Origin of the sequence: Streptomyces sp. MA5143a, from assembly GCF_900290235.1 — a bacterium.
Taxonomy (GTDB): domain Bacteria; phylum Actinomycetota; class Actinomycetes; order Streptomycetales; family Streptomycetaceae; genus Streptomyces.
In genome coordinates this window covers 1-3,698 of record NZ_OLMK01000049.1, presented here as the reverse complement: position 1 = coordinate 3,698, position 3,698 = coordinate 1, and the positions used below count along the sequence as shown (strand labels likewise).

The window sequence follows — 3,698 nt, the reverse complement described above, 5'->3', positions numbered from 1 at the left end:
ACGGCCCCGGCCGTCGTAGGACGTGGCGACCTGGACCGGGCCGATGCGGGTGACGTTGCGGAAGCGGCGGTTGGCGGACACGGGATCTCCCTTCAGAGGTGGGTGGCGATGGCTTCGGCCATGGGCGCGGGGACGCCGAGGCGAGCGCGGAGCGTCGGGGTGTCGATCGGTACTCCGGTGCGGGTGTGGTGTTCGGTGGCGACTTTGCGGGCGTGTTCGACGAGCGCGGCCGGGACGGGTACGGCGGGCCGCTCGGGCGGCGGTGGCTCGATGGCCGGTGGTGTCGGCGGCGGTTCCTCGGGGGCGAGTTCGGGCCCGTCCTCCTGGTCCACGGCGTCGTCCGTGCCATCGGGAGCCTTGTCGGTCGTTGGCGGGGCCGAGTGGGCGAGGAGGGTTCCGCCGAGGAAGGCGACGGCGGGCCAGCCCGCGACGAGGATGCGTAGCCAGGCGGGTACGTCGTTGAGGTCGAGGAGGCCGGCGGTGGCGACGTTCGCGCCGAGGGAGGCGGCGAGGGCGATGACGAACCAGCACCACCCGGACGCTTTCGCCTCACCGGACCGCAGCCGACGCCAAGCGGCGACGAGCAACAGGTCGACCGAGATCGGATAGGCCCACGCCTTCCACCCGTCCTGACCGGCCGCCGAGGCGATGTCGTGCAGGTGGGCGAAGGACAGCGCGGCGGCAATGAGCGCTTGGACGAGCACCGCGTCGACACGGGCCAGTTGGGCGCGCAAGGTGCGGCTCCTTCCGGATTTCAGGCAGGGCAGGGGTAGGGAGTTGGCGCGAGGCGGTCGCGCCGACCGGGGTGAGGGGTGGGCGAAGGTCAGTCGGTCACCGGGTGCGGCTGCGCTGCCGGGGCCGAGGACTCGGCGGGCCGTACGGGGATGTCGGGCCTGAAGGGCTTGAGCGCGGGTAGGTCGGGCACCAGGTGGGCCGAGTCCCGGCAGATCTCGGCGGCGGCGCCGAGGGACAGGTAGGGCGTGCGGGTGCGGGACCAGCCGCCGGAGGTGTCACCGGCCACGGCCAGGCCGGGCAGCTCGGGAGCGATGGCACAGGCGGCGAAGACCGCTTCGGGGGCGATGTCGCCCAGCGCCATCTTCGCGGAGGCTTCGTCGTTGACGCGGTGGCATACCCGGCCGGTCAGTTGGGCCCGGAGCATCGTGGCACCTTTGCCCAGCTCAGCACCGAAGCGCTGCCCGCACACCTCCAGATAGATCCCGGCGGCGCGGCCGAGCTGGGCGAGCCGGATGAGCTGGGTGACCATCTCGTCCCGGCGTTCCTCGTCCTTCTTCGTGGCGACGAGGAAGAGTTCGGCCACCTCGTCGACGAACAGCACGATCGGCACCGGGCGTTCGCTGTCGGGCAGACCCCAGATGTCGGAGGTGATTTCCTCGTCGGGGGTGCCGGGGGCGATGCCCTGGCGAGCCTTGATCAGGTCGTACCGGTCCTCCATTTCCTTGATGAGTACGGGCAGCAGCTCGGCGGCTTCGTCGGGGTCGGTGGCGAGGGCGGAGAGCCGGGAGGCGAACGGCGCCAGCTCCACACCGCGCTTGCAGTCGATACCGACCAGGGCGACGGATTGCCGGGCGAGCCCAGTGATCAAGTGGCGCAGGTACATGGACTTGCCCGACAGCGTGGCACCGAGGGTGAGCTGATGCGGAATGGTGCGGTAGTCGCGCACGAAGGGCGTCGCGTCCTCCCGCAGTGCTACAGGCACCTTGAGGAGTTCGGCGGTGGCTTTACGTGGCATCCGTACGTTCCGCAGCACGTCGAAGCCGACGAGCCGCAGTTCGACCACGCCCGGCTTGACCGTCGTCACGTACACGGCGTGAACGCCCCAGGCGTGCCGCAGCCGTTCGGCCGAGGCGGCGACGTCGGCGGGTTCCTGGCCCGGAGCGAGCCGGAGGCGGAGCCGCAGCCCGGTCGAGGTGGGCCGGATGATGCCCCGCCGAGGCGGTATCGGCCGGACCTCCCGCCGAGTGGTGGCCTTGACGGCGAGGACCCGCAGCCGGGACGGCGCCACGGTCAGCCCGCACGCCTCCATGACCGAGCCGTAGGAGCCGAGGAGCCGGGCGGTCGATATCGGCAGGCCGACCGTGGGCCAGTACACGCGGGGGTGCTTGGCCCGGGTGTAGGCGGCCCCGCCACCGAGTACGGCGACAGGACCACCCACCTCCAGAAGTGTCACCAGATCGGACATCAGGCGGTGGCCCCCATGGCGGCCGGGAAGGCGGCCGGAGTCACGGCGGCGGCGCGGAAGGCGATGCCGTGCCGCTGCTGCCCGTTGAACACCGACTCCCACGGCCGGGCGACCAGCCCCGGCAGCGAGACCGGCGCCCCCAGGGTCAGCCCTTCGGCCACGCCGCCCTCCGGCACGGTGACCTTGACCAGCGACGATTCCCCGTCCTCGATGTAGACGACGCCGAGCGTCATCAGCGCTTCCCCGCTGACGGCGTCCTTAGCGATCTCGCCCGTCTGCCGGTCCCGGACCTTGGGCTCAGGAGCCTCGGTCAGCAGGATCGTGGCGGCCGAGGTCTCAACACGAATGGTGCGCAAGGCAATTCACCCATCTACTCGTCTATACATGATGCAATCTGCGAACCCGGTCTCCGGGCTCATGCGGACCACCCTGCCACACCACTTGCCCACTCGTCTATACGAGTATGCCTGTTGGGGTGTACGAGTCGGAGAAGTGTCCCCCGCGCATCACCGCAAATCACCTCATCACGTCGCCGGAAGCTGATACGACAGCACGTAGGCGTCAGCCGCCATGACCGTGTCGCAGACCTCCACAGCCCGGCCTTCGGCGTCGAAGGCGGTACGGATCAGGTGGATCACCGGCACACCGGAGGCCAGCCGAAGCGTCTTCACCTCGGCGGGTGAGGGCATCCGGGCGCGAATCTCCTCCTCGAAGTGGTCGAGCCGGTGGCCCAGCTCTTCGAGACGGGCGTAGATCCCGCCGGGCCCTGGGTTCGGCTCAGCGATCGGCGTACCGCGCGCGATGTCGAGCGGCAGATACGAGGTGGCGAACTCGACCGGTCGCCCGTCGAGCAGATACCGGCGCCGACGAGCCAGCACCCGCCGCACGGACCCGAGCCGTGTCGAGACGTCCTGACTGGCCTTTTCTTCCTTGACCTCAAGGCTGTCGACCTGGGGGTGACTGCCGGCGGCGTTGGCTTCGACGATGAAGGCCGCCTTGCCCTGCTCGCGGTGGCGCCGGGCGAACCGGTCGGAGGCGAGGCGCCGCACGGGCGGCCGGGGCCGGACGAAGACGCCCTTGCCGTGCTCGGCATGCACCAGCCCTTCGCCCTGGAGGACGGAGAAGGAGTTGCGGACCGTCATCCGGGATACCCCGTAGTGGTCAACAAGCTCAGCTTCCGAGGGCAGTTTTTCGCCCTCCTTGAACCGCCCACGGTCGATGGCCTCACGCAACTGGTCGGCGATCTGCCGAAAGACCGCACGATCACTCGTGGGATCGAGATCACCGAGGAAGCCGGAAGGAAGAGAGGGCACGTGCACTCCTTTAGATATCTAGACGAGTGGGCGATTGTTGTTGCTACGGTGGAGAGCCTAGCCAGCCGAGAGGGCCGAGGAACGTGAGCACCGAACGTCCGCACTCCGTGAGCGTCGCCGGAGTCATCGTCGACGACCAGGGCCGCGCCCTCTTGATCAAACGCCGTGACAACGGCAAGTGGGAG

Annotated in this window: 4 protein-coding genes and 2 pseudogenes; 1 reads left to right on the top strand and 5 read right to left on the bottom strand. The window is 69.7% G+C overall.

Features of this window, described 5'->3' with window-relative positions:
- From SMA5143A_RS44045 to SMA5143A_RS22590, 5 genes and pseudogenes are all read right to left on the bottom strand, one after another.
- Positions 1 to 81 (bottom strand): annotated as a pseudogene (locus SMA5143A_RS44045) (mobile element transfer protein); the annotation flags it as partial.
- Between the two features lie 11 nt (positions 82 to 92).
- A complete protein-coding gene (locus SMA5143A_RS22605) occupies positions 93 to 734 on the bottom strand; it encodes a DUF2637 domain-containing protein (protein ID WP_107464696.1) in 642 nt (213 codons plus the stop codon).
- Between the two features lie 89 nt (positions 735 to 823).
- The gene (locus SMA5143A_RS22600; RefSeq protein WP_107464695.1) at positions 824 to 2,200 is read right to left on the bottom strand and encodes an FtsK/SpoIIIE domain-containing protein; all 1,377 of its coding nucleotides are present in this window, start codon (positions 2,198 to 2,200) and stop codon (positions 824 to 826) included.
- The gene (locus SMA5143A_RS22595; RefSeq protein WP_046709300.1) at positions 2,200 to 2,556 is read right to left on the bottom strand and encodes an SCO3933 family regulatory protein; all 357 of its coding nucleotides are present in this window, start codon (positions 2,554 to 2,556) and stop codon (positions 2,200 to 2,202) included. The genes SMA5143A_RS22600 and SMA5143A_RS22595 overlap by 1 nt, the downstream gene beginning before the upstream one ends.
- A 168-nt stretch (positions 2,557 to 2,724) precedes the next feature.
- The gene (locus tag SMA5143A_RS22590) at positions 2,725 to 3,513 is read right to left on the bottom strand and encodes a GntR family transcriptional regulator (protein WP_060903208.1); all 789 of its coding nucleotides are present in this window, start codon (positions 3,511 to 3,513) and stop codon (positions 2,725 to 2,727) included.
- Between the two features lie 26 nt (positions 3,514 to 3,539).
- Here SMA5143A_RS22590 and SMA5143A_RS44040 point away from each other — a divergent pair.
- Positions 3,540 to 3,698, top strand: a pseudogene (locus SMA5143A_RS44040) (NUDIX hydrolase); the annotation flags it as partial.